The organism is Deinococcus gobiensis I-0, assembly GCF_000252445.1.
Classification (GTDB): domain Bacteria; phylum Deinococcota; class Deinococci; order Deinococcales; family Deinococcaceae; genus Deinococcus; species Deinococcus gobiensis.
Map to the genome: position 1 here is coordinate 335,831 of NC_017805.1, position 26,636 is coordinate 362,466.

23 protein-coding genes are annotated in these 26,636 nt (G+C 71.9%); 10 read left to right on the forward strand and 13 right to left on the reverse strand.

From position 1 onward, the window contains the following. Positions 1 to 4: 4 nt before the first annotated feature. The 8 genes from DGO_RS16460 to DGO_RS16495 all read right to left on the reverse strand — a co-directional run bounded on the left by DGO_RS16460 (position 5) and on the right by DGO_RS16495 (position 5,671). Complete coding sequence (locus DGO_RS16460) at positions 5 to 637, reverse strand: CoA transferase subunit B (protein WP_043804196.1); 633 nt, start codon at positions 635 to 637, stop codon at positions 5 to 7. Then, the gene (locus tag DGO_RS16465; RefSeq protein WP_014695698.1) at positions 634 to 1,341 is read right to left on the reverse strand and encodes a CoA transferase subunit A; all 708 of its coding nucleotides are present in this window, start codon (positions 1,339 to 1,341) and stop codon (positions 634 to 636) included. The genes DGO_RS16460 and DGO_RS16465 overlap by 4 nt, the downstream gene beginning before the upstream one ends. A gap of 58 nt (positions 1,342 to 1,399) precedes the next feature. After that, positions 1,400 to 2,473 (reverse strand): aldose epimerase family protein, encoded by a 1,074-nt coding sequence (locus DGO_RS16470; protein ID WP_014695699.1) that lies wholly within the window; start codon positions 2,471 to 2,473, stop codon positions 1,400 to 1,402. A 60-nt stretch (positions 2,474 to 2,533) separates the two neighbouring features. Next, entirely contained in the window at positions 2,534 to 3,337 is an 804-nt protein-coding gene (locus DGO_RS21315) for a response regulator transcription factor (protein WP_014695700.1), read from the reverse strand. A 92-nt stretch (positions 3,338 to 3,429) separates the two neighbouring features. Further along, positions 3,430 to 3,909, reverse strand: coding sequence for a hypothetical protein (locus DGO_RS16480; protein ID WP_043804198.1), 480 nt, complete (start codon positions 3,907 to 3,909; stop codon positions 3,430 to 3,432). 88 nt (positions 3,910 to 3,997) lie between these two features. Beyond that, on the reverse strand, positions 3,998 to 4,375 hold the full coding sequence (locus tag DGO_RS16485) for a roadblock/LC7 domain-containing protein (protein WP_014695702.1): 378 nt from the start codon (positions 4,373 to 4,375) through the stop codon (positions 3,998 to 4,000). Positions 4,376 to 4,394: 19 nt separating this feature from the next. Then, positions 4,395 to 4,964 (reverse strand): GTP-binding protein, encoded by a 570-nt coding sequence (locus DGO_RS16490; protein ID WP_014695703.1) that lies wholly within the window; start codon positions 4,962 to 4,964, stop codon positions 4,395 to 4,397. Beyond that, positions 4,961 to 5,671, reverse strand: a complete 711-nt coding sequence (locus DGO_RS16495) for a hypothetical protein (protein ID WP_014695704.1) — start codon at positions 5,669 to 5,671, stop codon at positions 4,961 to 4,963. The genes DGO_RS16490 and DGO_RS16495 overlap by 4 nt, the downstream gene beginning before the upstream one ends. A gap of 441 nt (positions 5,672 to 6,112) precedes the next feature. Here DGO_RS16495 and DGO_RS16500 point away from each other — a divergent pair, with 441 nt between their 5' ends. Then, positions 6,113 to 7,264, forward strand: a complete 1,152-nt coding sequence (locus tag DGO_RS16500) for a Gfo/Idh/MocA family protein (protein WP_014695705.1) — start codon at positions 6,113 to 6,115, stop codon at positions 7,262 to 7,264. A gap of 73 nt (positions 7,265 to 7,337) precedes the next feature. Here DGO_RS16500 and DGO_RS16505 read toward each other — a convergent pair whose 3' ends face one another. Next, positions 7,338 to 8,333, reverse strand: coding sequence for a LacI family DNA-binding transcriptional regulator (locus DGO_RS16505; protein WP_014695706.1), 996 nt, complete (start codon positions 8,331 to 8,333; stop codon positions 7,338 to 7,340). A gap of 467 nt (positions 8,334 to 8,800) precedes the next feature. Here DGO_RS16505 and DGO_RS16510 point away from each other — a divergent pair, with 467 nt between their 5' ends. The 9 genes from DGO_RS16510 to DGO_RS16550 all read left to right on the forward strand — a co-directional run bounded on the left by DGO_RS16510 (position 8,801) and on the right by DGO_RS16550 (position 20,782). Beyond that, on the forward strand, positions 8,801 to 9,583 hold the full coding sequence (locus DGO_RS16510; protein ID WP_014695707.1) for an ATP-binding cassette domain-containing protein: 783 nt from the start codon (positions 8,801 to 8,803) through the stop codon (positions 9,581 to 9,583). Next, complete coding sequence (locus DGO_RS16515) at positions 9,580 to 10,605, forward strand: ABC transporter permease (protein ID WP_014695708.1); 1,026 nt, start codon at positions 9,580 to 9,582, stop codon at positions 10,603 to 10,605. Before DGO_RS16510 ends, DGO_RS16515 begins: the two co-directional genes overlap by 4 nt. Positions 10,606 to 10,689: 84 nt before the next feature. Continuing rightward, complete coding sequence (locus tag DGO_RS16520) at positions 10,690 to 11,655, forward strand: ABC transporter substrate-binding protein (protein WP_014695709.1); 966 nt, start codon at positions 10,690 to 10,692, stop codon at positions 11,653 to 11,655. A gap of 166 nt (positions 11,656 to 11,821) precedes the next feature. Beyond that, complete coding sequence (locus DGO_RS16525) at positions 11,822 to 13,174, forward strand: glycoside hydrolase family 125 protein (protein ID WP_226991522.1); 1,353 nt, start codon at positions 11,822 to 11,824, stop codon at positions 13,172 to 13,174. Beyond that, the gene (locus DGO_RS16530) at positions 13,171 to 16,398 is read left to right on the forward strand and encodes an alpha-mannosidase (protein ID WP_014695711.1); all 3,228 of its coding nucleotides are present in this window, start codon (positions 13,171 to 13,173) and stop codon (positions 16,396 to 16,398) included. The genes DGO_RS16525 and DGO_RS16530 overlap by 4 nt, the downstream gene beginning before the upstream one ends. Then, on the forward strand, positions 16,395 to 17,312 hold the full coding sequence (locus tag DGO_RS16535) for an ROK family protein (protein WP_014695712.1): 918 nt from the start codon (positions 16,395 to 16,397) through the stop codon (positions 17,310 to 17,312). Before DGO_RS16530 ends, DGO_RS16535 begins: the two co-directional genes overlap by 4 nt. Before the next feature lie 351 nt (positions 17,313 to 17,663). Beyond that, positions 17,664 to 18,380 carry a LamB/YcsF family protein gene (locus DGO_RS16540; protein WP_014695713.1) on the forward strand — a complete coding sequence of 239 codons (717 nt, stop codon included), beginning with the start codon at positions 17,664 to 17,666 and terminating at the stop codon, positions 18,378 to 18,380. A 4-nt stretch (positions 18,381 to 18,384) separates the two neighbouring features. Then, positions 18,385 to 19,968, forward strand: a complete 1,584-nt coding sequence (gene pxpB, locus DGO_RS16545; RefSeq protein WP_014695714.1) for a 5-oxoprolinase subunit PxpB — start codon at positions 18,385 to 18,387, stop codon at positions 19,966 to 19,968. Position 19,969: 1 nt separating this feature from the next. Beyond that, positions 19,970 to 20,782 carry an SDR family NAD(P)-dependent oxidoreductase gene (locus DGO_RS16550; RefSeq protein ID WP_014695715.1) on the forward strand — a complete coding sequence of 271 codons (813 nt, stop codon included), beginning with the start codon at positions 19,970 to 19,972 and terminating at the stop codon, positions 20,780 to 20,782. Positions 20,783 to 20,873: 91 nt separating this feature from the next. Here the strand turns inward: DGO_RS16550 and nhaA are convergent, their stop codons facing one another. The 4 genes from nhaA to DGO_RS16570 all read right to left on the reverse strand — a co-directional run bounded on the left by nhaA (position 20,874) and on the right by DGO_RS16570 (position 26,575). Next, positions 20,874 to 22,190, reverse strand: a complete 1,317-nt coding sequence (nhaA, locus tag DGO_RS16555) for a Na+/H+ antiporter NhaA (RefSeq protein ID WP_014695716.1) — start codon at positions 22,188 to 22,190, stop codon at positions 20,874 to 20,876. A gap of 139 nt (positions 22,191 to 22,329) precedes the next feature. Further along, entirely contained in the window at positions 22,330 to 22,764 is a 435-nt protein-coding gene (locus DGO_RS16560; protein ID WP_014695717.1) for a Fur family transcriptional regulator, read from the reverse strand. 124 nt (positions 22,765 to 22,888) lie between these two features. Then, complete coding sequence (locus DGO_RS16565) at positions 22,889 to 24,475, reverse strand: catalase (RefSeq protein WP_014695718.1); 1,587 nt, start codon at positions 24,473 to 24,475, stop codon at positions 22,889 to 22,891. A 108-nt stretch (positions 24,476 to 24,583) separates the two neighbouring features. Further along, the gene (locus DGO_RS16570; RefSeq protein WP_014695719.1) at positions 24,584 to 26,575 is read right to left on the reverse strand and encodes an FUSC family protein; all 1,992 of its coding nucleotides are present in this window, start codon (positions 26,573 to 26,575) and stop codon (positions 24,584 to 24,586) included. Positions 26,576 to 26,636: the final 61 nt, after the last annotated feature.

Below are 26,636 nucleotides of genomic sequence, written 5' to 3' on the forward strand. Positions count from 1 at the left end.
GTCCTCAGGCGTCCCTTACCTCGGCCCCCGTCCGGGCGCGCAGCTCTTCCAACGGAACCCCCGGCGCACATTCGGCCACGACGAAGCCCGAAGCCGTGATGTCCAGCACCCCCAGTTCGGTGATCACCCGCTGCACCACGCCCTGACCGGTCAGCGGCAGCGTGCACTCGCGCAGCAGTTTGGGTGCGCCGTCCCGCGCCGCATGCTCCATGAGTACCACCACGCGCCGTACCCCGGCCACGAGGTCCATCGCGCCGCCCATCCCCTTGACCATCTTGCCCGGAATCATCCAGTTGGCGAGGTCGCCGCGCTCGCTCACCTGCATGGCCCCCAGAATCGCGAGGTCCACGTGCCCTCCCCGGATCATGGCGAACGATTCGGCACTCGAGAAGAAGCTCGCGCCCGGCTGCGCCGTCACCGTCTGCTTGCCCGCGTTGATCAGGTCCGGGTCCACCTCGTCCTCGGCAGGAAAAGGCCCGATCCCCAGCAGGCCATTTTCGGATTGCAGGGTCACGTCCATGCCCACCGGGATGTGGTTGGCGACCAGCGTGGGCAGCCCGATTCCCAGGTTCACGTACATGCCGCCGCGCAGCTCCCGCGCCGCGCGGGCCGCCATCTCGTCGCGCGACCAGCTCACGCGGCGCTCCCGGCACGCACGGTGCGCTGCTCGACGCGCTTCTCGGGCTGCGCGTTCAGGACCACGCGCTGCACGTAGATCCCCGGCGTAACGATGTGGTCAGGGTCCAGCTCGCCCACCTCCACGATCTCCTCGACCTCCGCCACCGTCAGGCGGCCACAGGTCGCCACCACCGGATTGAAGTTCTGGGCGGTCTTGCGGTACACGAGGTTGCCCGCGCGGTCGGCCTTCCAGGCCTTGACGAGCGCGAGGTCGGCCACGATGCCCCGCTCGAGCAGGTAGGTCTGGCCGCCGAACTCCTTGTGCTCCTTGCCTTCGGCGACGACCGTGCCCACGCCGGTGCGGGTGTAGAAGCCGGGGATGCCCGCGCCGCCGGCCCGCAGGCGCTCGGCCAGGGTGCCCTGCGGGGTGAATTCGAGTTCCAGCTCGCCGGCGAGGTACTGGCGCTCGAATTCCTTGTTCTCGCCCACGTAGCTGGAGATCATGCGGCGGATCTGGCGGGTGCGCAGCAGCAGACCCAGCCCGAAGTCGTCCACACCCGCGTTGTTGCTCGCCACCGTCAGGTCGCGCGCGCCGCTGTCACGCAGGGCGAGGATGAGGGCCTCGGGAATGCCGCACAGCCCGAAGCCCCCCACCGCCACCGTCTGCCCGTCCTGCACGGCTCCGCGCAGCGCGTCGGCCGCGCTTGCATATTCTTTGTTCATTGTGGCCCCAGTGTAGTACGCCCGCCGGAAGGCGGCCGGCGGGGGGCCGGTCCTGGGGTCAGTCTCCGGCGACACCGAAGCGGTAACGGGTGTGCGAGCGGTATTCCTGGCCCGGGTCCAGGCGGGTGGACGGAAACTCCGGACGGTTGGGACTGTCGGGGTAGTGCTGGGTTTCCAGACACAGCCCCCAGTGCTTGGTGTAGGCCTGCCCCGCGCGCCCCGGCTGCCCGGTCAGGAAGTTGCCGCTGTAGACCTGCACGCCCGGCTCGCTGGTCCAGACCTCCAGGGTGCGGCCACGGTCCGGCTCGCGCAGGTGGGCGGCGCGGCGCAGGCCTGCGGCGTCCGGCTCTCCCCCCAGCACGAAGGTGTGGTCGTAGCCCCCCGCGAGGCGCAGCTGCTCGTGGTCGTCCCCGATACGTGCACCGACCGGCCGCGCGTCCCGGAAGTCCAGCGGCGTACCCTGCACCCGCGCCGGCCCGCCGGCCGGGATCATGTCGGCGCGCACGGGCACGAACTGCTCGGCCGGGACCTCCAGCACATGCCCGAGCACGTCGCGCCCGCCGTGAAGGTTCCAGTAGGTATGGTTGGTCAGGTTGACCACCGTGGGCCGGTCGGTCCGTGCGCGGTATAGCAGGTCCAGGGTGCCGTCGGCGCTCAGACGGTACGTGACCGACACGTCCAGCGCGCCGGGAAAGCCCTGCTCGCCGTCTGGGCTGCGGCGGGTCAGGGTCAGGCTCAGGGCGGCTTCGTCCTCGCGCGTCTCGGCGGCCCAGTCGTGCTGGTCGAAGCCCTCCGGCCCGCCGTGCAGGGTGTTGGGGCCGTCGTTGCGGGGCAGGGTGAAGGTCTCGCCGTCCAGCACGAAGCGGCCCGCCTCGATGCGGTTGCCGTAGCGGCCGACCAGCGCGCCGAAGAAGGACGCCGTGGCCCGGTCGAAGTAGGGCGCGGCCGTGTCGTGACCGAGCGTGATCTCGTTCCACACGCCCTGGCGGTCGGGAGTGCGGACCCCGGTGATGACGCCCCCATAGGTCATGACCCGGACCTCGGCGGTGGGCGAGGCCAGCGTGAAGCGCCGCACGTCGTGACCGGCCGGGCTGCGGCCCCAGGGTTCACTGCTCAGTTTCAGGACGGACATGCGCCCCACTATGCCCGAGCCTGCGCCCCCGGACCCGCGTGCCCGTGTCTGGGGAACCGCTCAGGCGTCGATCAGGCCCAGCGAGAGCCCCAGCGCCGCCGCGCCCATGCGGTCGGCCACCCCCAGCTTGCTCAGGATGCGCTCGACATGGATCTTGGCAGTCCCGGCGCGGATGCCCAGGGCCGCCCCGATCTCGGGGTTGCTCAGGCCGCGCGAGACTAACGTCAGCACCTCGCGCTCCCGTGTGGTCAGCAGGGCGCTGTCGGGGCTGAGGCGGCCGGCGCGGGTACGCAGCGCCGCCCGGCGCAGCAGGGGGGGCCGCACCGAGCGCGCCAGTTCGGCCGAGAGCCTCAGCAGTTGCGCCGCCGCGCCCACCTGCGCGCCCAGGACGTCCAATGCGGTCCGGTCCTCGGGACCGAGGTCGCGCAGCTCGGGGCCGGTCAGGACCAGGCTGCCCAGCACCCGCGCCCCCGCGCTGACCGGCACGCGCAGCGCGGCTCCGGCGGCCAGGGGCCGCGCCTCGGTCCAGGGCTCGGCCGCGTCGACCGGGTGCGGCGTTTCCGGCCGCGGCTCTTCCGTGTGGCGGGCCTGCGCCCCCTGCGCCAGCCAGTCGTGCAGCTCGGGGGGCGGCGCGCCCCGGCCCAGCAGCACCCGGCCCCGGAGATCGAGCCCCCAGCCCCGGTCCGCGCCGCAGAACGGCGCGGCGCGGCGCAGGCCCGCCTCCCAGACGCCGCGCTCGTCCAGCGGGCGGCGCAGGTCGCGGCTCAGGTCGGCCAGCAGCCGCAGCCGCGCCGCGTCGGCCACGTCCCGCGACACACGGCACGCGCCCTGCTCCTGCGTGATCTGCGCGGCTGAAAGTTTCATGACTACAGTATGGCGAGGAAGTGCCGACAAATGAACGCAGGCCAGCGCGGCGTGCCCCGGCCTGGCCTGCGCGGATCAGCGTATTCCGTTGCTCAGAGCGGCGAAAAGACGAACTTGTCGCTGGTCCCGCCGCGCAGGACGCTCTCGGTATGCTCGCCGAGGTACGTGTTGCCGGTCACGGCTTCCAGGGCGCCCCACACGGCGCCGAGCGTGAAGGTGCACTTGCGGTCGCTGCCCTGCGGCTCGCCGGCCGAGCAGACGGTGTCCTGCGTCTCGATGACGACGTTCTCGCCCTCGTAGTACGCCCGGTGGACGGCGGCCAGACGGGTGCCGTCGCGGCCGATGGCCTGGTTGAGGAGGCCGGCGAGCTGCTCGACCGGCACGTTGCTGCCCGTCAGGTTCAGGCTGGCCACGAGGTCACGGCCACGCACCTTTCCGGCGCGGGTGAAGACGACGGCCGCGCCGTCCGGGCCGAGGGTGTCCTCGACGCCGACGATGACGGCTTTGAAACAGACGACCGAGCTGAATTCGCCCAGCTCGCTCCGGACATATGAATCGGTGGCAGTGGTCATGGTGGTTCTCCTGGGATAGAGGCTCGAAAGGATGGCTTTGAGGCCGTCGCCGGACGCGGTCATGGCTGGAGGGTCCGGGCGGGGGGGCTTAGAGGATGCCGGCGACTTCCTGCGCAGCGTCGCGGGCTTCCATGTGCAGCAGCCCGAGGTTCACGCCGGTCGGGGCCACGACGGCCAGCACGCCCTTGGCGCCCGCCGCGTAGATGTACACCTGGCCGTCGCTGCCGCCCACGCTCATGTCGGTCAGGGCGCCCGAGCCCAGGGTGTCGTTGATGCGCTTGCCCAGGCCCAGGGCGGTCGCGGCCATCGCGGCCACGCGGTTGGCGTCGGTGCCCGTCCCCATCGTCTGGGCGATGGGCAGGCCGTCCACGGTGGCGATCAGGGCGCCGCGCAGTTCCGGCAGGGCGGCGCGCAGGGTGGTCAGGGTGGTGTTCAGGCGGTCTTGCTTGCTCAGGGTCGCGGTCATGGGAAACTCCTTGCAGGGTTCAGAAGAGGGGCGAAAGGCCGGCGTTCGGGGCAGAAACGCCGGAGGCGGCGTTCAGGGTGAGTTCCAGAAGGTGGGCGAGGACCTGGCGGGCGTCCTCTTCCGAGGTGGCGTTCAGGCCCAGGACGCGGTCGGCAGGCAGGTCGAAATACAGCGCGACGTCCTCGGGCGACCAGACACGCGGCTGGTCCTGGCGGGTCACGCCGATCACGAAGGGCACGGCGATACGGCTGGTGATGAACTCGAAGATGTTGCGGGCCGGCAGGAAGTCCTGCGGGCGGTCCCCGGCGACGAGCAGCACCAGGCCCAGCGCGCCCTCACACAGCACTTCCCACATGAAGCTGAAGCGGTCCTGGCCGGGCGTGCCGTAGAGGTGCAGTTCCTGGCCGCCCAGGACGAGCGTGCCGTAGTCGAAGGCGACCGTGGTATTGGCCTTGCCGATGTCCTCGCTGGCCTCGGCCTCGGTGGCGACGACCGGGGTCTGCGAGAGGGTCTGGACGAAGGTGGTCTTGCCGGCCCCGACCGGGCCGGAGACGACCAGTTTCAGGGGCAGGGCGCTGGGAAAGGTCATGCGGCTCCAGAGCCGGTGAGGCGGCGCAGCGCGCCCAGCAACCGGCGCAGCAGGGGGGCCGGGGCCACCGGAGCGGCCACGTCTGCGGAGGAAGGGACAAGGGACGGACCGGGGGTGGGGGCCGGGGCAGAGGCAGAGAGGGCCACGGTCCGCAGCGGGGCGATCAGGCCGGCGGCGCGCAGGCGGTGCAGCGTGAGCAGCAGCTCGGCTTCGGGCTGGCCGGTCTGACGGGCGAGATCGGCGGCGCTGGCCCCGGTCCGCAGATGCGGCGCGAGGACCGACCAGCCGGACGCGAGGACGGCCGGAACCTCGGCCCCGGAAGGCTGGGCCACGAACCGGGTTTCCGGGTGCGGAAGCTGGTCGGCGGGGACGGCCTGGAGCAGCGGGTCCTGAAGCAGACTGCCCAGCGGCAGCGCGTAGAGCCGCGCGCCCTGGCGGGCCCCGGCCCCCGGCGTCTGCGACAGCGGCTGGAACTCGAAGGCCCCGCGCCCCTGGGCATGCAGGTGCTGCACCGTGGCCTGGGCCTGCGCCGCGTCGGGCACCGGAAAGCCGTCGATGTACAGGGCGTTGAGTCGCCCCCCCTCCAGCACCATCTCGACCGTCCGGCCCTGGTAGGCCTGGTGGAAGAACAGGGTTCCGGGCCGGGTCTGTAGGATCTTGAACAGATCGGTGAGCGTGTGGTGCTCGAGGTCACCGAAGATAGCCATAACACTCCTTTGAGACGGTGGGGGGCGGGGGGCAGACCAGAGGCGGGCAGAAGGGGCACCGATCCTGTCCTGCACGTCGGCGACTCAGCGCCGAGAAATGTAAAAAACCTCACCTGACAGCCGTGTCAAATCGCCGGTCTAGCCATTTGACCACCGTTCACGTCTGCGCACCTGTGCATCTTTTCGCGTCCAGGCGCGGCTCCTTCGCCCTCTCCCCTCGTGACGAGATGAGCAAAGATTTACCGCTCGCCAACGAAAGGTTCCATATTGAACTGTGATAAATCTGTCAAAACGGCGGATCATCCGGGAAACGGCCCTTTTTAGTCGTCTCAGACAGGAAATTGGCTGCCCAGCCAAAATAAGGGTTTCTTCACCCCCCTTCCCCCCGACGGGGGAAGCTTGACCCCCCCCTCGGCCGGCCGCCGGGCCTATGCTGGGGCCATGACCTCTGCCCCAAGGCCCCTGCGGGTCGCCATCGTCGGCACCTCGGCCCGCTCGGACTACCTCTACGGTCCCCTCCTGCGCGGGTTGGAACCGGACCTGCACCTCGTGTCGGTGTGGGGCCGACGCGAGGCCAGCGCCGCGCGCCTGGGCCAGAGCCTGGGCGTGCCCCATTTCACCGACCTCGCCGAGCTGATCCGGCAGACGGCCCCCGACCTCGCGGTGGTGTCGGTGGCCGGGGCGGCCAACGGCGAGGTGGGCCTCATGGCGGTGGAGCATGGCCTACATGTCCTGCTGGAGACGCCCATCGCCCCGACCCTGGCCGAGGCCGACGCGATCATCACGGCCGCCCAGCGCCGGGGGGTCAAGATCGAGGTGGCCGAACAGTTCCACCGCCGCCCGATGGAACAGATCAAACTGCGGCTGCTGGAGAGCGGGCTGTTCGGGCGGGTCCACAGCTCGTTCAACGATTTCGCCGGGCACGGCTACCACGGCGTGAGCGTGATGCGCAGCTACCTGGGCTTCGGCGCGCGTCCCCTGAGCGTCAGCGGCTCGGTCCACGCCTACCCGCTGGCGGCGCACTGGTCCCTGCTGGAAGGCACCCGTGGCCCCCGCGAGGAGACGCAGGAGCATGGGCTGGTCGAGTTCGAGGGCGGGCAGGTGGGTCTCTTCCACTGGACCAGCGTGGGCTACGACTCGGCGCTGCGCTGGTGGCGCTCGGGCCGCTTCCTGGCCGAGCGCGGCATGGGCCTGAGCATCGGCGTGGGCCTGGACGTACAGGAGCGCCTGAGCCTCCTGACCCCAGACGGCGAGGCTCCGCAGTTCATCACCCTGGAGCGCCGCCTGGAGCGCAACGACGGCGGCGCACTGCGGGAGATCGTGGCCCATACCGGCGACCCGGCGCAGCCCACCGTCACCTGGGTCAACCCCTTCCGGCCCGCGCGCAAGGGCCACGGCCCGCAGTGGCACGACGACGAGATCGGGGTGGCGGGCTGCCTGACCAGTCTGGCCGGGGCGGTCCGCAGCGGGGGCGACCCCAGCTACGGCCCCTGGCAGGCCCGGCTCGACCAGGAGATCGTGCTGGCGATGCAGGAATCCGCCCGGCGCGGCGGCGAGCCGGTGGCGCTGGAAGCCCCCGGCATCGGCGGGTAGGAGCGCCGCTGTTCCGGCGGTGGCGGCCGGATCAGCCCCCTTCCCGGACTTCAGGCTCCAGCCCGGTCCCGGATCAGTTCGTCTCCTCCGGCAGGTGGAGCTTGACCGGAATGATGATGTCGGCGGGCGCGCCGCCCCGGCGCTCGATGCGGCCGAACAGCCGCCGGGCGGCCTGACGCCCCATCTCGACCGCGTCGTAGGACACCAGGGTCATGGGGGTGGGCAGGATGCCGGCCAGCTCGAAATCGTCGAAGCTCGCCAGCGCGAGGCTGCGGCGCCGGGCGTGCAGGGCCTTGAGCGCCCCCAATGCGATGCGGTTGTTCGTGACGAAGACGGCCGTGGGGCGCGTCGCCATGTCCAGCAGCAGGTGCATGGCGGCCTCAGCCTGCCGGTCGCCGTGGTACCCCTGGAGGATCAGGGCCGGGTCCGACGCCAGCCCGGCCTCGGCGAGGGCCTCCAGGTAGCCGGCCGTACGCTCGCGGCCCGTGTATACGGCGGGGTCGCCGTCAATCATGGCGACGCGCGTATGGCCGTCGCGCAGCAGGTGGGTCACGGCCGCGTGCGCCCCGACCCGGTTGTTCAGCACCACCGAGTCGAAGGTGCCCGTCGGGCCGATGGGCCGGTCCACGGCCACAACCGGAATGCCGCGCAGCGCCTCGGGCGTGAGTTGCAGGTGCGCCTGGGGGGTGGGCACGACCACCAGCCCGGCGACGTTGTGCTGCAAGAAGGCCCCGATGACCTGCCGCTCGCGCCCAGGCTGTTCCTCGCTGCTCGCGGTCAGGAGCAGGTGGCCGTGCTCGTGGGCGACTTCCTCGATCCCGCGCGCGATGGAGGAATAGAAGGGGTTGCTCAGGTCCCCCGTCACCAGCCCGATCAGGGCGGTGGACTGCCCCGGCCGCAGACTGCGGGCCTGTTCGTTGCGCCGGAAACCCAGTTCGTCGATGGCCTCCTGCACGCGTGAGCGGGTGTCGGGGTCCACGCGCGGTTCCTGGTTGACCACCCGCGACACCGTCTTGATGCTCACGCCGGCCAGCCGGGCGACGTCGTGCATGGTGGGCCGGGAACTCATAGGGGGGAGTGTAGAGGCTGAGCGCGGCAGCGACAAAGGCCGCGCCGCCGACCTGGATTTGGCGGAGTCGCTCATGCCCCACCTCCGGACCGGGGGGCGAAGAAACGGAAATGCATGCGGCATCCTATGACAACGTTGTCGGAAAATCTGTGCATTTACGCAGGCCGTGAGGCACGACTCCCCCACCACCGACCTGCGATGTCCGAACAAGACAGACGGTCTAGACGAGCAGTCAGCCGGCAGCGCGGGGCACCGGGACCCACACAGGCAGACAAAATCGGGCTTCACCTTCGCCCGCTCTCATCTCCGGACCGCAAGGCCGGGACTTGACAGTCAAATCAGAGGTCACTACGATCATGTCAACGTTGTCACAACCCACCGTGCATCTGCCGAGACACGCCCGCTGTTCCCCTATCGTCGCCGTTTTTGTCGCCTGACAACGGCCTTCGCCTTGCCCCGAGGTGTCCATGACCTATTCGCCGCCCACCGCTTCCGCTCCCCTCCTCGAAACGAGGGGCATCACCAAGCGTTACGGCCACGTCGAGGCCCTGCGCGGCGCCGACTTCACCGTCTATCCCGGCGAGGTCGTGGCGCTGCTGGGCGACAACGGCGCGGGCAAGAGCACGCTGGTCAAGGCCATCACCGGCACCATCCGCCCCGACGAGGGCCAGGTGCTCGTCGAGGGCCGGCCGGTCGAGATGCGCTCGCCACTCGACGCCCGCAGCCTGGGGATCGAGACGGTCTTTCAGGACCTCGCGCTGATTCCCGACCTGGACCCGGCGGGCAACCTGTTCCTGGGCCGCGAAATCCTGCGCCCCGGCCTGCTCGGCCGCCTGGGGGTCATCGACCGCAAGGCCATGCGTGAGCGCACGGTCGAGGCCTTCACCCGTCTGGGCGTGAACATCCAGGACGCGCAGGCCAAGGTCATCGGCATGTCCGGAGGACAGCGCCAGGGCGTCGCGGTGGCGCGCGCGATGGTGTGGGCCAGCAAGATGGTCCTGATGGACGAACCCACCGCCGCCCTGGGCGTGGTGCAGGCGCGTCACGTCAACGACCTGATCCTGCGGGTCCGCGACCAGGGCATCGCCGTCGTGCTGGTGAGCCACAACATGCAGCACGTCTTCGAGGTGGCCGACCGCATCGAGGTGCTGCGCCTGGGCCGCCGCGTCGCGCAGTTCCACAAGAACGACACCACCATCGAAGACGTCGTGGCCGCCATGACCGGCCTGAGCGTTCCGGGAGCCGCATGAGCCTTTCGCGTCCCTCCGGCGCCGCGCCGTCCTCGCCGCTGAAACTCGCCGCCCGCCGCCTCCTGACCTCGCAGGCGACCCTGACGGCCGGCACCCTGCTGGTGGTCATGGCGATCTTCGCCGCCCTGTTCCCCGGCAAGTTCGCCACCCTCTACAACCTCCAGACGCTGCTCGTCGACTACTCGGGCATCGTGCTACTGGGCGTGGGCCTGACCTTCATCATGACGAGCGCCCGCTTCGACCTGTCGGTCGGCGCCGTCCTCGTGTTCTCCTGCGTGCTGGGCACCAAGGCGATGACCCTGGCGGGCGGCAGCGACGGCGGCTGGGGCGCGGTGCTGCTGGGCCTCGCCGTGTGCCTGGGCACCGGCCTGCTCGCCGGGCTGCTCAACGGCTTTCTCATCGTCAAGGCGCGCGTGCCCAGCATCATCGTGACGCTCGGGACCCTGAGCATCGCCCAGGGCGCCGCCTACGTCATCACCGGGGGCGTGGACCTGTATGCCGTGCCCAAGGTCATGCTCGACACGCTGGGCCAGGGCCGCATCCTGGGCCTGCCCGTGCCCATCCTGGTGGCCGCCGCCGCCGTATTGATCGGGGCCTTCGTGCTCTCGCAGACCCGCTTCGGGCAGTACACCTGCGCCATCGGCAGCAACGCCGAGGCCGCGCGCCGCGCCGGCATCAACGTGGACCGCGTCGCCATCAGCCTGTACCTCATCTCGGGCGCCGGGGCCGGACTGGCCGGCTTCATGAGCCTGGCGCGCTACGGCTCGACCACCCTGGCCGCCCACCAGAACGACAACCTCACCGCGCTGCTGGGCGTGGTCCTGGGGGGCACCAGTCTCTTCGGCGGCACCGGCACCGTGATCGGCACGGCCATCGGCGTCTTCATCCCCGGCGTGCTCTCCAACGGCCTCGTGATGATGCAGGTCCTTCCCTACTGGCAGTACATCATCGTCGGCATCGTGCTCATCGCCGTCGTCTACATCGACCTCGTCAAGCGCCGGGGACGGACCGAGGGCGGCTGAGCCTTCTCGCCTTCCCGGCCCCTGACCGCCCTACCCTTCCGTCCCCCTGCCGGTCCTGACAGGACCACCCCCAAGGAGATCCACATGCGTCAATTCATTACCGCCGGTCTGTCCGCCCTCGTCCTCGCCGCCAGCGCCCACGGCGCCGGTGCCCAGAGCGCCGCGAGCGCCAAGAAGTACCGCATCGCCCTGATCCTGGGCACGACCACCGACAACTTCTACACCTCGATGCAGTGCGGCGCGCAGGAAGCCGCCAAGCGCCTGGGCGACGTGGAGCTGACCATCCAGGGCGCGCCCCGCTGGGACGCCACCCTCCAGACCCCGGTCGTCAACGCCGTGACCGCCAGCGGCGTGCAGGCCATCGCCATCGCCGTGAACGACGGCCGCGCCCTGTACGCGCCCCTCAAGGCCGCCAACGACAAGGGCATCAAGATCGTCGGGGTGGACACGCGCCTCACCGACTCGGGCTTCGTGGTCTCGAACATCTCCTCGGACAACCGCGCCCTGGGCGCCGAAGCGGCCCGCACCCTCGCCAAGCTGATGGGCGAGAAGGGCACGGCGCTCATTCCGCCCATCACGCCCGGCATCACCACCGTCGCCGACCGCATCCAGGGCTTCATCGACGAGATGAAGGCCAACCACAAGAACATCAAGATCGCCTACAAGGGCATCAGTGAGGACGCCTCGGCCTTCAGCGCCGCCTTCGCCGCCAACCCCGACATCACCGGCATGTTCCTGATCGCCAACAACGAGGCGCTCGTGGCCGCCGGGGCGATCCGCCAGCTGCCCGCCAGCCGCCGCGACAAGATCAGCGTCGTGAGCTTCGACGCCGCCCCCGCACTCGTGCAGGCCCTCAAGTCCAACCAGATCCAGGCCATCGTGGCCCAGAAGCCCGCCCAGATGGGCGCCCTGGCCGTCGAAACCGCCCGCAAGGCCCTGATGGGCCAGGCCGTCGCCAAGTCGCAGCCCACCGGCGGCGTCGGCCTGACCCAGAGCAACATCAACCAGCCTGCTTTCGCGCAGTACGTCTACAAGTCCAACTGCAACTGAGCGGCTGAGGCGCTTCGGGCGCTTCGCAGGGGGGCCACTCCCCCCTCCCGGCCCTCCCTCCGCCGCCCAGGCCCACTGGGCGGCACCCTTCTTTTTCACGGGTCCTGTTCACCGGCCTGCCCGTTCCTCACTTTCCCGTTCTTCTTTTCTTGACGAGGACCTTCCCATGAGTTCACACCCTGCCCCCGCCCCGCCCGTCCACGACGTTCCCATGCCCGAGCCGCGCCGCGACCTCACCCCGGCGATGTTCACCGTGATCTCGCAGGTGCGCGCCCGCCTCGCCGGGAGACCCGAACTGGCGACCCTGTTCACGCAGTGCTTCCCGAACACCTGGCAGACCACCCTCGAAGACCTCCCGGAGGGCCGGACCTTCGTGCAGACCGGCGACATCCCGGCCATGTGGCTGCGCGACTCGGCGGCGCAGGTCAGCCCCTACCTGGCCCTGTGCGCCGCCGACCCCGAGGTCCGCCGCACGGTGGCCGGCGTGCTGCTTCAGCAGGCCCACCTGCTGGAGACCGACCCCTACGCCAACGCGTTCAACCGTGAGCCGGGCAACGAATACCACTTTGACGTGCCGGCGCCCGGCCCCTGGGTCTGGGAGCGCAAGTTCGAGCTGGACTCGCTGTGCTCGGTGCTGTGGCTCGCGTGGCGCCTCTGGCGGGCGACCGGCGAGCTGCCCCTGGACCTGCGCCCCACCCTGGAGCGCATTCTGGAGGTCATGGAAACCGAACAGGACCACGACGGCCGCTCGGACTACCGCTTCGAGCGGCCCGCCGAATACTGCGTGCTGCCCAGCGACACCCTGGTGCGCGGCGGCCGGGGCGCGGCGCACGCCCCCACCGGCATGGTGTGGTCGGGGTTCCGGCCCAGCGACGACGCCTGCACCTACCCGTACCTCGTACCGGCCAACATGTTCGCCGCCGTGGTGCTGCGCCAGGCCGCGCAGCTCGTGCGCGAGCTGTACGGCGACGCCGAACTGGCCGGGCGCGCCGAGGTGCTGGCCGCCGACATCCGCGAGGGCATCGAGACGCACGGCGTCACCGAGCACCCGGAGTTCGGGCGGGTCTACGCCTACGAGACCGACGGCCTGGGCCACTGGCTGCTGATGGACGACGCCAATGTGCCCAGCCTGCTCGCGGCCCCCTACCTGGGCTACTGCCGGGCCGACGACCCCACCTACCTCAATACCCGGCGCATGATCCTGAGTGACGCCAACCCCCACTACCACGTGGGCGAGCACGCCGCCGGCATCGGCAGCGCCCACACGCCGGGGCGGCGCATCTGGCCCATCGCGCTGTGCATGCAGGCCCTGACGGCGCAGGACACCCCGGAGGGCCGCGCCGAGGTCGTCGCCCTGCTGGACACCCTGGCCCGCACGACCGCCGGCACGGGCCTGATGCACGAGAGCTTCGACCCCGACGCGCCCGACACCTACTCGCGTCCCTGGTTCGCCTGGGCCAACAGCCTGCTGGCCGAGACGGTCCTGACCCGCCTCGACGTGATCGCGGAGCGGGCATGACCCTCTCGCGGCTGGAACGGCGGCTGCGCGAGCTCGAAGGCCATCTGGGCCGCCTGGGCGCGTGGCGTGACGACCGCGCCGTGACCCTGCCCGACTGGACCTTCCAGGCGCCCGGCCGCCCCGGGGTGAGCCTGCAAGAAGGCCAGCCCTGGCCCGAAGGCCCGGGCACCCTGCAAGACCAGCCCGTGCGGCTGCGCTGCGACTGGACCGTCACGCCCGACTGGGAAGGCCTGCCGCTGGAGCTGCTGCTCGACGTGGGCGGCGAGGCGCTGCTCACGGCTTCGCTGGACGGCGAGGTGGCCTACCGGGGCGGCCTGAACCCCTACCACCGCCGCGCGCCGCTGACCCCCAGCGCCCGCGCGGGCCAGCGCCTGAGCATCGAGATCGAGGCCGTGCCGCGCGGGCTGTTCGGGTCGCCGGTGCCGCGCCCGCACCTGGAACGCGCGCGGGTGTGCGCGCCCCAGCCGCAGGTCGGCGCGCTGCTGGACGACCTCACGGTGACGGCCGCCGCTGTCCGCACGCTCGGGCGCGGCGCGCTGGAAGGCGGCCACGACCTGGCGGGCCAGGGTTACGGGGCGGAGATCGCCGCCCGGCTCCTGAACCTCACCGACGAGGTGGTCGGCGCGCTCGCGTGGCCCTCGGGGGCGACCGGGCACCTCGCCCGACTGCACGACATGGGCGGCGGCGAGGCGTTCACGCAGGGTATCTGGAGCCTGCCGCGCGAGCTGCCCGCTGCCGCGCCCCTGTCCCCCGAGCTGGCCGCGCGCGCCGACGAGGCCCGCACGCGCCTGCGCGCCGGACTGGCCCACCTGCGCGCCGAGTACCCGCCGCGCGGCCAGCTCGCCCTGACCGGGCACGCGCACCTCGACCTGGGCTGGCTGTGGCCGGTCCACGAGACGCGGCGCAAGGGCGTGCGTACCCTGAACACGGTCGCCGAACTCATGGACCGCTACCCCGACTTCACCTTCAACCAGTCGAGCGCGCAACTTTATGCCTGGATCGAGCAGGACGACCCCGAGCTGTTCAAGAAGATCACGCGCCGGGTGGCCGAGGGCCGCTTCGAGCCGGTGGGCGGCATGTGGGTCGAACCCGACTGCCAGATGAGCGGGGGCGAGGCACTCGCGCGGCACCTGCTGTACGGTCAGGGCTACTTCCGCGAGAAGTTCGGCCGGACCTGCGAGGTCGCGTGGCTGCCCGACACCTTCGGCTTCACGCCCGCGCTGCCGCAACTGCTGGCCCAGGGCGGCGTGACCGGTTTTTTCACGACCAAGCTCAACTGGAACGAGGAGACGCGCTTTCCCCATGACCTGTTCCTGTGGGAAGGGCTGGACGGCACGCGCATCCCGGCGCACAGCCTGAACAACCCCGGCGGCAGCCGGCCCGGCCTGGGCGGCTACAACGGCGACATCCAGCCCAGCGACCTGCTGGGCACCTGGAAGAATTTCAGCGGCAAGGCGGCCCCCGGCTGGAACGAACAGGCGCCGGTCAGCCTCTTTACCTTCGGATACGGCGACGGCGGCGGCGGCCCCAGCGCGCCCATGCTGGAGGCCTACGACCTGCTGCGCGACTTCCCGGGTCTGCCCGCCCTGCACATGACCCGCGTGGACGACCTGTTCCGGCAACTGCCGCAGGAGGGCCTGCCGGTGTGGGCCGGCGAGCTGTACCTGCAACTGCACCGGGGCACCCTGACCTCGCAGGCACGCGTCAAGCACCTCAACCGCCAGGCCGAGCACCGGCTGCTGGAAGCCGAGGCGCTGTGTGCCCTGAGCGGGGCCCAGGCGCAGCCCGAACTGGCCGAGCTGTGGAAAACCACGCTGCTCAACCAGTTCCACGACATCCTGCCGGGGTCGAGCATCCACGAGGTATACGGCGACACGGTGCCCGAGCTGGAGGGCGTGGCGGCCCGCGCCGCCGAGCTGGCCCGGAGCTGCTGGACCCCCGAGGCGGATACCTGGACGGTCGCCAACCCGCTGCCCTGGCCCCGCCCCCTGAGCGTGCTGCTGCCTGACGACGCCGGACACCTGACGGCGGACGATGCGCCGCTGCCTGCCCAGGCAGTGGAAGGTGGCCTACTGGTCCATGCGCCCGAGGTGCTCGTGCCCGCGCTGGGCACACTGACACTGCGGCGCAGCGACGTGGCGACGCCCGCGCCTCTGCCCACGCCCGTCGAGGTGAGGCAGGACGCCGGAAGCACCGTGCTCGACAACGGCCTGCTGCGCGCCGAAATCGGCGGGGACGGGACGCTGCGGCGCCTGAGCGACCTGCGGGCCGGGCGCGAGGTGCTGGGGCCGCAGGGCCATGTCCTGCGCGCCTACCCCGACCTGCCCTACGCCTGGGACGCCTGGGACGTGGCGCGCGACGTCGGCGCGGCGCACACCGAGGTGCTGGACGGCCCCTGCACCGTGCGCGTGGTCGAGGACGGCCCGCTGCGGGGCACAGTGGAGGTCACGCGGACCTGGCGCGAGAGCCGCGTCACCCAGACCTTCCGGCTGTGCGCCGGGATGGAGCGGCTGGAGGTCACGCTGGACCTCGACTGGCAGGAGCGCCACACGCTGCTGCGCGCCGAGAGCGACCTGAACGTGCGCACGCACGAGGCCTGGGCCGAGACCGCCCTGGGTGCCCAGCCCCGGCCCACGCACCGCAACACGCCCGACGACGCCGCGCACTTCGAGATCAGTGCCCACCGCTGGATGGACCTCTCGGAACCCGGCTACGGCGTCTCGCTGCTCAATGGCGGGCGCTACGGCCACAGCGTGCGCGGCGGGCTGCTGGCCCTGAGCGTGGTGCGCGGCCCCATGTGGCCCGACCCGCAGGCCGACCTGGGCGCGCACCACCTGACCTACGCCCTGTACCCCCATGCGGGCGACTGGCGCGCGGCGCGCACCCCCGCGCAGGCGCTGGACCTCAACAGCCCCCTGCTCGCCCACGCGGGCCACTTGGCCCTGCGCCCGGCCCCGCAGCTCGGCGGCCTGCCCCTGATGCCCAGCGCCCTGAAGCGCAGCGAGGACGGCCGGGGGCTGATCCTGCGGGTGTACGAGCCGGCCGGTCAGCGCGGCGAGGCCACCGTGGACCTCGCTGGTTACGCGGGGGCGCGGCGCGTGAACCTGCTCGAAGACGCGTTGCCCGGCGAGCCCGGCGACCGGCTGGAGGGCGGCGTCCTGCACCTTCAGGTACGGCCCTTCGAGGTGATCTCGCTGCGGCTGGAGCTGGAGGACACGCCATGAGCGCGGCGGCGCTGGCCCTGGACGTGGGCGGCAGCCACGTCACGGCCGGGCTGGTGGACCTGGACACCCGGCAGGTGCGGCGCACGGCCCGGCGCAGCGTGCACCACAGCGCGCCAGCCGACACCCTGCTTGACGCCTGGACCCAGGCCGCACTGGAAGCCTGCGCCGGGGACGGCCAGGACACCGTACAGATCGGGGTGGCCGTTCCCGGCCCCTTCGACGCGCGCAGCGGCCGCTCGCAGATGCGTCACAAGTTTCCCGGCCTGTACGACGTGGCCCTGCGGCCCCTGCTGGCCGCGCGGCTGCGGGGGCAGGTGGGTCCCCAGGGCACCGTGCCCGAGATCGTGTTCGGCAACGACGCCGACCTCTTCGCACTGGGCGAGTGGTGGAGCGCCGGGGCCGATCCGCGCGCGCGCCTGATCGGACTGACCCTGGGGACCGGCCTGGGGTCGGGCTTCGTGGCTGGGGGCCGGGTCGTCACCTCGGGCGCGGACGTGCCCCCCGGCGGCGAGCTGTGGAACATGCCGGCCGGCGACCCGCAGGTCGGGCCCGGCATCCTTGAGGACCACGCCTGCGGGCGCACCCTCGAACGGCTGGGCGAGGAGGCGCTGGGCGAGCGCCTGCCCGCCGTGGTGCTGGCCCAGCGCGCCGAGGACGGCGACCGGCTGGCGCGGGCGGCGTTCCGGCAGTTCGGGCACGGCCTGGGCACGCTGCTGCGCCCCTGGGCCGAGCGCTTTGGGGCCGATACGGTGGTGCTGGGCGGCAGCGTGAGCTGGGCCTTCGGACTGTTCGGGCCGGAGGTCGCCCGCGCCCTGCCCGGCTGTCAGGTGCGCCAGAGCCGCGCCTTCGAGCTGGCCCCGCTGCTGGGCGCGGCGGCACTGGCCCACGCGGCCCGGTCGGGCCAGGACGGTTGAGCCGGCATCCGGAGCGGTTCCGGCGCTCTGCCGAGCTCCCGCCGGCCGGCCCGCCAGTTTGCCGGGCCGGGCCGGCCGAGGCCAGCAGTCCGGAGGCGTCATCGGCGCTGTCCTGACGACACGGGCAGGCCTCCCTCCACCCGTCCCCCGGTCGCCGGCAGCGGCGCGGCACGGAAAAAATCGGGCACAATGGACGCTGACCGTGAACAGCGAGAACCGTGCAGGGCAACAGACGAGAGGACCCGGCCGGGCCTGCCGACACCGCCGACCCATACGCCCCGGAGGCGGGCGGTGAGCGGCCTCAGCGTGGACCTGAACGCCGATGCGGGAGAGAGCTTCGGCCCCTGGGCGATGGGTGACGACGCGGCGCTCTTTCCCTCGCTGACCTCGGTGAACGTCGCCTGCGGCTTCCATGCGGGCGATCCCCTCACCATCCGGCGCACGCTGGAGCTGGCGCAGGGGTACGGCCTGGGCGTGGGCGCGCACCCCGGCTACCCCGACCGCGTGGGCTTCGGGCGGCGCATCGTCGAGGCGACGCCTGACGAGGAGTACGCCGACACCCTGTACCAGATCGCCGCATTGCAGGGCATGGCGCGGGCGAGCGGCCTCACGCTGCGGCATGTCAAGCCGCACGGCGCGCTCTCGACCCGCGCCTGGACGCACGCCCCGACCGCCGAGGCCATCGCGCGGGCGACCCGCGACCTCGGGCTGCCGCTCGTGGCGCTGCCCGCGACCCTGCTGGAAACCGAGGCGCGGCGGCTGGGCGTGCCGGTGGTCCTCGAACTGTTTCCCGAGCGGGCCTACCTGCGCGACGGCCGCCTGGCTCCGCGCTCGCTGCCGGGGTCGAGCATCCACGACCCGCAGGAGGCGGCCCGGCGCGCGGTCCTGATGGTCACGCAGGGCCGGGTGGAGGCGCTGGACGGCGGCTTTTTCGAGGCCCGGCCCGACACCCTGTGCGTCCACGGCGACAACCCGCAGGCCCCGGCCATCGCCCGCGCCGTGCGCGCCGCGCTGGAGGCCGAGGGCGTGACCCTGCGGGCCTTCAGCGTTCCCGGCCTACCAGGCTGAGGCCATGCGCAGCGAGGGCTTCTACGTCGTGTTCGGCCGGGTCATCGGGCGCGCGGTGGGCGCGCAGGTCCATGCCCTGTACCGCGCGCTCCGGGCCGACCTGCCGCCCGCCGTCACCGACCTTGGCCCCGGCTACGCGACCCTGTATGTCGAGTACGATGCCGAACGCACGGGCCGGACCGAGGTCGCGGCCTGGGTGCGCCGCCACCTGCGCGCCGCACAGGGCGGTGCAGGCACCGGATGCGCCGACCCGGGCCGTACGGTCGAAATTCCGGTACGCTACGACGGTGAGGACCTCGCGGACGTGGCCGCGCGCACCGGCCTGGACCCGGCCGAGGTCATCCGGCGGCACGCGGCCCCCACCTATCACGCCTACGCCGTGGGGTTCACGCCCGGCTTTCCCTTCCTGGGCGAGGTCGAGGAGGCGCTGCGGCTGCCCCGGCGGGCCACGCCCCGGCTGGCGGTCCCCCTGAATGCCGTGGCTATAGCGGGCGCGCAGACCTGCGTGTACCCGCTGCCCTCGCCGGGCGGCTGGAACCTGCTGGGCACGGCCCTGCGCACCCTGTACGACCCGAACCGGCCCGAACCCTGCCTGATCGCGCCGGGCGACACGGTACGTTTCGTCCCTGTGGAAGGCCTGTACCACCCCGCGCCCACGCTGCCGCCCGTGCGCCCGCTGTGGCCCGACGCCCCTGCGCGGCCCGCCCTCCGAGTCGAGAAGCCGGGTCTGCTGGACGTGCTCGTGGACGCCGGGCGGTTCCGGCAGGCGCAGGTGGGCATGGCGCGCAGCGGTCCCCTCGATCCCCGCGCCGCTGGCCTTGCCAACCGGCTGGTCGGCAACCCGCCCGGCACGCCGCTGCTGGAGCTGACACTGCTGGGCCCGGCCCTCACGGCGCTGCGCGACCTGCGAGTGGCGGTGGCCGGCTTCGGCATGACCGCGCTGGCCGGCGGGCAGCCTATGCCGGCGCACTCGGCCTTCAGACTGCGCGCGGGCGAGACGCTGCGCTTCCGGCCGACCGCCGAGGGCACGCGCAGCTACCTCGCGGTGGCGGGTGGGCTGGACACCCTGCCGTTCCTGGGCAGCAGCAGCGTGGACCTCACCGGCCGGGTGGGCCGCGCCCTGCGCGCCGGAGACGTGCTGGGGGTGGGCCTCCTGGCCCCCACCGTCCCCGACCTCTCCCCTGCCCTCCTGCCGCCCCCGGGGGCCGAGGTCCGGCTGCGCCTCCTGCCCGGTCCGCAGGCGAGCTACGAGGCGCTGGTGGCCCTGGCGAGCGCGCCCTTCACCGTGCGCGAGCAGGACCGCATGGGCGTGCGCCTGGACGGCCCGCAGGTGCCCGGCGGGCAGGTGGTGAGCGAGGCGACGCCGCACGGCGCGGTGCAGGTCACGCCGGCCGGGCAGCCTATCCTGCTGCTGGGCGACCGGGGCCGCCTGGGCGGCTACCACAAACCGGCCGTCATCCACCCCGACGACCTGCCGCTGGCCGCGCAGTTGCGTCCCAATGCGCGCGTCGTCTTCCGGCCCCTGGTGTCCGGCCCGCCCCAGGGCTGGGCGCGGCGCTGGGTGCTGGACCCCCAAGGAGAAGACTGAAATGACGGACAGGAGATTTGAAGGCCGCGTGGTTCTGGTGACCGGCGCGGGCGGCGGCATCGGGCGCGCGGTGGCCGAGCGCTTCGCCGCCGAGGGCGCGCGCGTCGCCGTGAACGACGTGAAGGCCGAGCTGGTGGAGGCGGTCGTGGCGGCCATCGCAGCCTCGGGCGGCGCCGCGCTCGCCGTCCCGGCCGACGTGTCGGACGCCGGACAGGTGGAGGCGATGTTCGCGCGGGTCGAGGCCGAGTTCGGTTACGTGGACGTGCTGTACAACAACGCGGGCCTCATCGACACCACGCGCCATTTCCTGGAGGCCGACGAGGGGTGGTGGGACCGCATCATCGGCGTGAACCTGAAAAGCGTGTTCCTGTGCTCGCACCGCGCCGCGCGCGTGATGGCCCGGCGGCGGCGCGGGGTGATCATCAGCACGTCCTCGGGCGGGGCGACCCGCGCGCACCGGGGCAACGTGGCCTACGACGCGACCAAGGGCGGCATCGAGGCGATGACGCGGGCGATGGCCCTGGACCTCGCGCCCTACGGCGTGCGCGTGAACGGCGTGGTGCCGGGCTTCATCAACACCTACGGCCTCGTGGGCACCGAGCTGCGCGTACGCGAGAAGACCGTGCCGCTGGGCCGCTATGGCACCGCCGAGGACATGACCGGCGCGGCGCTGTTCCTGGCCTCCGACGACGCGGCGTACATCACCGGGCAGTTCATCTCGGTGGACGGCGGCGTGCTCGTGCAGCAGCGCTCGGCCAACGTGGACACCTTCCCGGTCGAGGGCTTCCCGGTCATCGAAGCCGATCTGGCCTGAACACCGGGGAGCGGGCGACCTGTCCTGCGCCGCCCGCTCCCCGGTCCGCCACCCCCTGCCCCACCCACACGTGGCGCAGGGGGATGGGCGGTCAGGTGGCGGACCGCCGGGTCTGGAGGAGCAGCCAGGCCACCCCCAGGGCGGCCGAGCAGAGCGTCCCGATCAGGACGCCCAGCTTGGCTCCGGCCAGCAGGGCGGCGTCCGCGAAGGCGAGATTGGCGACGAACAGGGACACCGTAAAGCCGATGCCCGCCAGCATTCCCGCGCCCACCAGCAGGGACCAGTTCACGCCGCTCGGCAGCGCGGCCAGCCCGGCGCGGACCGCCAGCCACGCGCCGCCCAGCACGCCCAGCGGCTTGCCCAGCACCAGCCCGGCCACCACGCCCAGCGTGACCGTGCCCAGCGTGGTCCCGCCGACCGCCACCCCCGCGTTCACGAAGGCGAACAGCGGCAAGATGGCGTAGGTCACGTAGGGGTGGAGCAGGTGTTCCAGGCGGTGCAGCGGACTCTGCGCGCGTTCCAGGGCGGCCTCGGCCCGCTGGAGATGCACGCCCAGGCGCTCGTTGTCGGCGTCGGCCACCAGCCCGCCGGGCAACGATACCGCGAGCGGCGCGGCCCGGCGCAGCGGCACCGCCAGCGCCAGCAGCACGCCCGCGATGGTGGCATGCAGCCCCGACTGCAACACGAACAGCCACAGCAGGCCGCCCAGCGCGGCGTACATTCCCAGTCGCCGCACGCCCAGACGGCCCATCGCCAGCAGCGCGCCCCAGACCAGCGCGGCGGCCAGCAGCGCCGGAAGCTGGATGGTGTCGGTATAGAACAGCGCGATCACGGCGACCGCGCCCAGATCGTCCACGATGGCCAGCGCCGTCAGGAAGATCTTGAGGCCCACCGGCACCCGCGACCCCAGCAGCGCCAGGATGCCCAGCGAGAAGGCGATGTCGGTCGCCATCGGCACGCCCCAGCCGTGCAGGCCGGGACCGCCGAGATTCAGGGCGGCGTACAGCAGCGCGGGCACGACCATCCCGCCCAGCGCCCCCGCCACGGCCAGGGCCGCGCGGCGCGGCTGGGCGAGTTCCCCGATCAGCAGTTCGCGCTTGATCTCCAGTCCCACCAGCAGGAAAAACACCGCCATCAGCCCGTCGTTGACCCAGTGTTCCAGACTCAGGTCCAGGCCCCGGTCGCCCACCAGGACCGACAGGTGCAGGTGCCGCAGTGCCTCGTAACCTCCTGCCAGCGGCGAATTCGCCAGGATGAAGGCCAGCACCGCCGAGGCGAACAGCAGCAGTCCTGCGAAGGACTGGCTGCGCACGAACTGCGCGAAAGGGCCGGGATCGGGCGGCAGGATCAGGGGCGGACCGGTTTCGGCTGGTCCGGCCCGCAGGACCGAAGGGGGAACAGAAGACATAGGACCTCCGCAACAAGGCAAGGGTGGAGCCGTCATCAGACAGACTCCACCCGTTCGGCGTATGGCCGCCGCTGCCTGCCGCTCTGGGCGGCCTGTTGTACCCGTCAGGATACCAGACGTGGGACCGGGGAACTTCCCCTCAGTCCCCCCGGCGCTCCCCGGCCGCCTGCGTCTGGCACTCGGGGCACACGCCGTGGAGGTCCACCCTGGCCCGCGTGACCGCCCAGCCCCGCCCCTGCGCCGCAGCACCGAGTTCGGGCAGGTCCAGCACGATGTCCACCATGCGCCCACAGCGCAGACACACGAGGTGCGAATGCGGATCGAGGTTGGTGTCGTAGCGCGCCTCGCCGCCGGGACCGGTCATCTCCCCGATCAGGCCGTGCTCGCTGAAGGTCCGCAGGTTCTGGTACAGCGTGGCGATGCTCAGGGGGGTTCCCGAGGCCCGCAGCCGCTCCGAGATCTCCTCGGGCGTGAAGTGGCCCCCGGTACCCGCGAAGAACTCCAGCAGGGTCAGGCGCGGCTGCGTCACGCGCAGGCCGCAGCGTTCGAGGTGATGGGCGAGGTCAGTGGTCATGCGGGGACAGCTCCCGTGGGGTACGGCTGGAGAGAGCATGGGCCCGGCCCCACGAGGAGGCCAGGCCGGTCTAGGAACGCGCGCAGGATCGGCAAAGGGAGGACCCTGGCCCTCCCGGCCCGGCTCAGTCGTTCGCGACGGCCTCGCGCTCGGGCATCATGGCCGCCTTCAGGCCCTCGCTCACACGGCGGCCGTAGTCGGCGTCGCACTGCGTGAACAGCGCCACCATCTTGTCCTTCACGACCTGGTCGGCGTCCTTGAGGTTGTCCACGAGGTTGTTGATCAGGTCGTCGCGCTCGGCCTCGGTGTGCTGGCGGTAGCGCTCGCCCGCCTGCTTGAAGTCGTTGGTGCGGTCGATCTTCTGGCGCACGAGCTGACCCTGCACGAAGGGCCGGTGCTCCTCGCCGCTGGGGGCCGACTCGGTCAGGCCGTTCATGTTGCTGGGTTCGTAGTTCACGTGGGCGTTCTGGCCAGGGGCCGTATCCACGCGGTAGGCCATGTTGCCGTCGCGCTGGTTGGTCGCCACGTGCTTTTTCGGCGCGTTGATGGGCAGCTGGAGGTAATTGGTGCCGATGCGGTAACGCTGGGTGTCGCTGTACGAGAAGGTGCGCCCCTGGAGCATCTTGTCGTCGCTGAAGTCCAGCCCGTCCACCAGTACGCCGGTCCCGAAGGCGGCCTGCTCGACCTCCGCGAAGTAGTTCTCGGGGTTGCGGTTCAGGGTCATCAGACCCACGGGGCGCATCGGGAACAGGTCCTCGGGCCAGATCTTGGTGTCGTCCAGCGGATCGAAATCGAGTTCGGGGTGCTCGCCGTCGGGCATGAGCTGCACCTGAAGCTCCCACTGCGGGAACTTGCCGGCCTTGATCGCGTCGTAGAGGTCCTGGGTGGCGTGGTTGAAGTTCTTGCCCTGGATCTTCTCGGCCTCGGGCTGCGTGAGGTTGCGCACCCCCTGCTTGGGCACCCAGTGGTACTTCACGAGGTGGGCCTCGCCCGCCTTGTTCACCCACTTGTAGGTGTTCACGCCGCTGCCTTCCATCTCGCGGTAGTTGGCGGGGATGCCCCAGGGCGAGAACAGGAAGGTGATCATGTGCATCGCCTCGGGCGTGCCGCTGATGAAATCGAAGATGCGCGCGCCGTCCTGGCGGTTGGTCACGGGATCGGGCTTGAAGGCGTGCACGAGGTCGGGGAACTTCATCGCGTCGCGGATGAAGAACACCTTGAGGTTGTTGCCCACGAGGTCCCAGTTGCCGTCCTCGGTGTAGAACTTCGTGGCGAAGCCGCGCGGGTCACGCAGCGTCTCGGGGCTGTGCCCGCCGTGGATCACGCTGGAGAAACGCACGAACACGGGCGTCTCCTTGCCCCTGGTGTCGAACAGCTTGGCGCGGGTGTACCTGGCGATGTCCTCGCCGCCCACCGTGCCGTAGGCCTCGAAGACGCCGTGCGCCCCGGCGCCGCGCCCGTGCACCACACGCTCGGGCACGCGCTCGCGGTCGAAATGGCTGATCTTTTCGAGGAAGTGGTAGTTCTCCAGCGTGGTCGGACCGCGCGAGCCGACGGTGCGGAGGTTCTGGTTGTCGAACACCGGGTGGCCCTGGCGGGTGGTCAGGGTCTGGGGGTCCTCGCCCCCGGCGAGCCGGGTATCGGCGGCGTTGCCCACGCCGCTCACGGCGGTGCCGGTGTGGTCCTGGTCTGCGCTGCGGTGGTCAGTCATGGGGTCTCCTTGCCGGCGCACGCACCGGAACCCCTAAACCATAATGATTATGATTACGCTTGTCTACCGTTCGGTCGGTCGGTGACTTCGGGTGTTCGCACCCGCCGCTCATTCGGGTGTGGGCGGGGACGGTGCGTCGCCCAGACGGCGGGCCAGGGCGCTGGCCTCCTCGGCAGCGCGCCCGAACTCGGCCCCGACCTGGGGTGTGGGCGGGGCCGGGCGCAGGGCCTGGGCATGCAACGACAGGCTGCGCGCCGCCCCCGCGTGAAGCTCCATCAGGGCCGCCTCGGTGGTGCGGCGCTCCTGTCGCGCGCGCGCCGCGCCCTGTCCCCACGCCGGCTCGATCCGGGCTGCCCGCACGAGGGTTTCGGCCTGGACGCGCAGTCGCCGCGCCTCCTCGCGCGCCTGGCTGGCCCGGTCGGCGTCCTGGGCCGCCGCGTCCCCGTGGGCTCCGGCCCCGCCCTGGGCATGGCGGGCCTGCCCGGCGTCCCACAGCGAGCGCACGGCCAGCAGATAGCGGTACTGCGCCTCGGCGGCGTCGCGCAGCACGCGCCGTGCGCCCGGTCCCTGCCAGCTCGGCCACAGCAGATAGGTCAGGATCGCCACCGCGCCCCCCAGCAACGTGAAGGCGAGGCGCTGCTCGGCCGCCTGCCCTTCCGAGAGGCCCGATCCCGCCACCGAGAACAGCACGTACAGCGTGATCGCGCCCGAGAAGGCCGCGTACCCGGCGGGAAACAGCGCGTAGGCGAAGAAGGCCGCCCCCACGCCCAGCAGGGCGAGCGCGGTATGGGGGGGATGCAGGGCCGTGACCAGCGCGCCCAGGGCGACCCCCGCCAGCGTCCCGCCCAGCCGCGCCACACCGCGCGTGAGGGTCGAGACGTAATCCTGGCGCAGCACCACACCGACCGTCAGGGGCAACCAGTACCCGTGCGGTACGTTCAGCCGCCGCTCGATATACACGCTCAGGCCCAGCACCAGGGCGTATTTCAGGGCGTGGCGGCCCAGCAGGGTCCGCAGGGAGGCGCTGCGCGGCCAGTCGCCCAGCGCGGGCCGCAATGCCCCCCGCCGCCGTTCCTGCGGCAGCGCTTCGGGCAGCGGGGGACGGTCGAGATCCGACAGTAGCCCGGTGACGAGACCGGCCCAGGGCCGCAGCGCCTCACCGGCCGGGCCGCGCAGTTCGGCGGTCGCCCGCTCCAGCGCGTCCCGCCAGGCGGCCGAGGACCGCGCCTCGCCCCGCCGCACCCCCTGCTCGACCTGGCGCAGCGCCCCGAGCAGCGCCGCCGCCAGCACGCCGGCCTGCCGCTCGCCCTCCGCGCCTTCCTGGCGCAGTTCACGGTCGGCACGCACGTAACCCACCAGCGCGGCCCGCAGGCCCTCGGCCACCCGCAGGGCCTGGCGCAGCTCGGCGTGCTCCTGCCGGGTCCGCTCGCTGCCCCGCTCCTGTCGCAGATGGGTGCGCGCGTCGTTCAGCAGGTCCCAGGCTTCCTGAAGCGAGGTGGCGTCGAGCAGGGCATATTCGTCCAGCGGCAGCGTCTCGGCCCAGCGTTCCAGACGGCGGTAGACCAGCGCGACCGCCCGGCGCTCGGCCTGCCGGGGGCGCGCGGGCCACACCACCGTGAGCAGCAGCACCTGCAGGAGCCCCCCGGCCAGCACCAGACCGCCGCCGGGCAGCGCGAGTCCCTCGGGAAGCCGCAGCCCCGTCAGCACGATCAGGGTCATGGTGGACTGGATGGCGACGGTGGTCGCCGCCGCCCCCTGCGCGCCGTACAACACGAGCAGAAAACTCACCAGGCTCACGCTCAGGGTCGTGGCGAGGGTGTTCTGCCCGGCCCAGATGGCGAGGACGGTGATCAGGCTCATCAGGACACTGGAGATCAGCATGACGCGCAGGCGACTGCGGGTCACGCCGGTAAACGAAGCCAGCCCGGCATTGAGCGCCCCGGTCGAGGCCAGCACCCCCAGCGCCGCGTTGCCGCTCAGGGCGCCCAGCAGCACCGGCACGGCCACCCCGACCGTACAGCGCAGCGCCGTGTCGGGCCGCCATTTCGGGCCGTCGAAGGCGAAGGCCGTCTTGAGGACCAGGGGCAGGCGGCGGGTCACGCGCCTCATGGTAGCGGCCCGGGCGCGGCGCTGCGCTAGCCTGGGCCATCTCGCAAGGAGG

Coding starts and splice junctions, on each gene's coding strand:
- DGO_RS16465 (WP_014695698.1), bottom strand. CDS start 1,341: ATGAACAAAGAATATGCAAGCGCGGCCGACGCGCTGCGCGGAGCCGTG.
- DGO_RS16470 (WP_014695699.1), bottom strand. CDS start 2,473: ATGTCCGTCCTGAAACTGAGCAGTGAACCCTGGGGCCGCAGCCCGGCC.
- DGO_RS21315 (WP_014695700.1), bottom strand. CDS start 3,337: ATGAAACTTTCAGCCGCGCAGATCACGCAGGAGCAGGGCGCGTGCCGT.
- DGO_RS16480 (WP_043804198.1), bottom strand. CDS start 3,909: ATGACCACTGCCACCGATTCATATGTCCGGAGCGAGCTGGGCGAATTC.
- DGO_RS16485 (WP_014695702.1), bottom strand. CDS start 4,375: ATGACCGCGACCCTGAGCAAGCAAGACCGCCTGAACACCACCCTGACC.
- DGO_RS16490 (WP_014695703.1), bottom strand. CDS start 4,964: ATGACCTTTCCCAGCGCCCTGCCCCTGAAACTGGTCGTCTCCGGCCCG.
- DGO_RS16495 (WP_014695704.1), bottom strand. CDS start 5,671: ATGGCTATCTTCGGTGACCTCGAGCACCACACGCTCACCGATCTGTTC.
- DGO_RS16500 (WP_014695705.1), top strand. CDS start 6,113: ATGACCTCTGCCCCAAGGCCCCTGCGGGTCGCCATCGTCGGCACCTCG.
- DGO_RS16505 (WP_014695706.1), bottom strand. CDS start 8,333: ATGAGTTCCCGGCCCACCATGCACGACGTCGCCCGGCTGGCCGGCGTG.
- DGO_RS16510 (WP_014695707.1), top strand. CDS start 8,801: ATGACCTATTCGCCGCCCACCGCTTCCGCTCCCCTCCTCGAAACGAGG.
- DGO_RS16515 (WP_014695708.1), top strand. CDS start 9,580: ATGAGCCTTTCGCGTCCCTCCGGCGCCGCGCCGTCCTCGCCGCTGAAA.
- DGO_RS16520 (WP_014695709.1), top strand. CDS start 10,690: ATGCGTCAATTCATTACCGCCGGTCTGTCCGCCCTCGTCCTCGCCGCC.
- DGO_RS16525 (WP_226991522.1), top strand. CDS start 11,822: ATGAGTTCACACCCTGCCCCCGCCCCGCCCGTCCACGACGTTCCCATG.
- DGO_RS16530 (WP_014695711.1), top strand. CDS start 13,171: ATGACCCTCTCGCGGCTGGAACGGCGGCTGCGCGAGCTCGAAGGCCAT.
- DGO_RS16535 (WP_014695712.1), top strand. CDS start 16,395: ATGAGCGCGGCGGCGCTGGCCCTGGACGTGGGCGGCAGCCACGTCACG.
- DGO_RS16540 (WP_014695713.1), top strand. CDS start 17,664: ATGGGTGACGACGCGGCGCTCTTTCCCTCGCTGACCTCGGTGAACGTC.
- pxpB (WP_014695714.1), top strand. CDS start 18,385: ATGCGCAGCGAGGGCTTCTACGTCGTGTTCGGCCGGGTCATCGGGCGC.
- DGO_RS16550 (WP_014695715.1), top strand. CDS start 19,970: ATGACGGACAGGAGATTTGAAGGCCGCGTGGTTCTGGTGACCGGCGCG.
- nhaA (WP_014695716.1), bottom strand. CDS start 22,190: ATGTCTTCTGTTCCCCCTTCGGTCCTGCGGGCCGGACCAGCCGAAACC.
- DGO_RS16560 (WP_014695717.1), bottom strand. CDS start 22,764: ATGACCACTGACCTCGCCCATCACCTCGAACGCTGCGGCCTGCGCGTG.
- DGO_RS16565 (WP_014695718.1), bottom strand. CDS start 24,475: ATGACTGACCACCGCAGCGCAGACCAGGACCACACCGGCACCGCCGTG.